The 1,731-nt window shown below is 74.8% G+C and carries 3 protein-coding genes; all 3 read right to left on the bottom strand.

Annotated elements, in window-relative coordinates; translation table 11 throughout:
- Positions 1-493 (bottom strand): ESX secretion-associated protein EspG (locus VGX25_RS01185; protein WP_326915612.1); only part of this gene is annotated, 493 nt, incomplete at its 3' end.
- A 1-nt stretch (position 494) separates the two neighbouring features.
- Positions 495-1,049 carry a hypoxanthine phosphoribosyltransferase gene (gene hpt / locus VGX25_RS01190; RefSeq protein WP_326915613.1) on the bottom strand — a complete coding sequence of 185 codons (555 nt, stop codon included), beginning with the start codon at positions 1,047-1,049 and terminating at the stop codon, positions 495-497.
- A 9-nt stretch (positions 1,050-1,058) separates the two neighbouring features.
- Positions 1,059-1,731: ATP-binding protein (locus VGX25_RS01195; RefSeq protein WP_326915614.1), on the bottom strand; the 673-nt coding region annotated here is incomplete at its 5' end.

The following is a 1,731-nucleotide window of genomic DNA, read 5'->3' on the forward strand; positions in this document are numbered from 1 at the left end:
GCGCCGGGGTCCCCGCGGGCGCCCCGGCGCTCACGAGGGCGAACTCGTCGGCGGGCAGCGAGATCGACGGCTGGGTGCCGCGGCGCTCCGGCGGGAGCAGGTCCACGATCGCCGAGACCAGCCCGCCGGGGTCGAGATGGCGCAGCGTCAGCCCGTCGTCGTCCTGGATGGCCAGCACCGCGGCGCCGGCACCGCGGGCGGCCAGCGCGCGGACCGGCCGGGCGGACAGCTCGGGCAGGTACACCGAGTCGATGCTCTGCCGGGGCCGGGCCAGCGCGTCGAGCCAGCCCTCGACGCGCGGGGCGAGCCGTCCGGTGCGGTCGAGCAGCCCGCGGTCGCGCAGGCCCTCGTGCGCCTGCCGGCGCAGCGTGGCGCGCTCGTCCATGGTCGCGCCGTGCGAGCGGATGACGAGCGGGTACGGCGGCTCGCCGGCGTGGCCGGCCTCCCACAGGACGTCGAGCTCCAGCGCGTTGATCCGGACGGTTACGGCCATCTCAGGAGGAGTAGACCTTCGGATCGAGCGTGCCGATGTAGGGCAGGTCGCGGTACCGCTCGGCGTAGTCCAGCCCGTAGCCCACCACGAACTCGTTGGGGATCTCGAAGCCCACGTAGCGCACCGGCACGTCGATCTTGACCGCGTCCGGCTTGCGCAGCAGCGCGCACACCTCGAGCGAGGCCGGGCTGCGCGAGGCCAGGTTCTTCAGCAGCCAGGACAGCGTCAGGCCGGAGTCGATGATGTCCTCGACGATCAGCACGTGCCGGCCGGCGATGTCGCGGTCGAGGTCCTTGAGGATGCGCACCACCCCGGACGACGAGGTGGCCGAGCCGTACGAGCTCACCGCCATGAAGTCCAGCTGCACCGGGATGGTCATGGCCCGTGCCAGGTCGGTCATGAACATGACCGCGCCCTTGAGCACGCCGATGAGCACCAGGTCGGAGCGGTTGCCGCGGTCGGGGTAGTCCGCGGACACCTTCTGGGCCAGCTCGGCGATCTTCTCGTCGATCTGCTCCTTGGTGATCAGGATGGAGGCGATGTCGCCGTCGTACATGGCTCCCTCTCACGGCGTCCTGGGCGTCACCCGCAGCCTGCCATGCGCCCGGCCGGCCTCCAACCCGCCGGGCAGCCACACACCGCCCTGGCCCCGCCACTCACCGATCAGCGCGTCCACCGACCGCAGGTGCGCGTCGGTCAGCTCGGTCACTTCGGCTTCACGAAGCCAGATCCGCAGCACCCGCCGGCGCAGGGCGGCCGGCGCGGGGGCCAGCGCCGGCACGTCCAGCTCGCTTCCGGCGCGGGCCCGCTCGAACAGCTCGGCGGCCAGCGCGTCGAGCGCGTCGGCGTCCTCGCGCAGCTGCGCGGCGGTGCGGGCAAGGGCGGCGGCCACCCCGCCCTGCAGCACGTCCTCCAGCAGCGGGAGCACCTCGAGCCGCAGCCGCACCCGGGTGAACCTGGGATCGGCGTTGTGCGGGTCGTCCCACGGGGTCAGGCCGAGCGCGGCGCACGCGGCGCCGGTCGTGGTCCGCGGCAGGTCCAGGAACGGGCGGCCCCACGGCGGGTCGAGCGGGCGCATGCCGGCGATCGAGCGGGGCCCGGAGCCGCGGCCGAGGCCGAGCAGCACGGTCTCGGCCTGGTCGTCGCGGGTGTGGCCGAGCAGCACAAGGGCCCGCGCCGGGGCGGCGCCGCGCAGCGCGGCGTACCGGGCCCGGCGGGCGGCCGCCTCGAGCCCGCCC

Origin of the sequence: Actinophytocola sp. (assembly GCF_035942955.1) — a bacterium.
Taxonomy (GTDB): domain Bacteria; phylum Actinomycetota; class Actinomycetes; order Mycobacteriales; family Pseudonocardiaceae; genus DASYTH01.

Bases quoted from the DNA above. Each gene is read 5' to 3' on its own strand.
- hpt (WP_326915613.1), bottom strand. From the start codon at position 1,049: ATGTACGACGGCGACATCGCCTCCATCCTGATCACCAAGGAGCAGATC.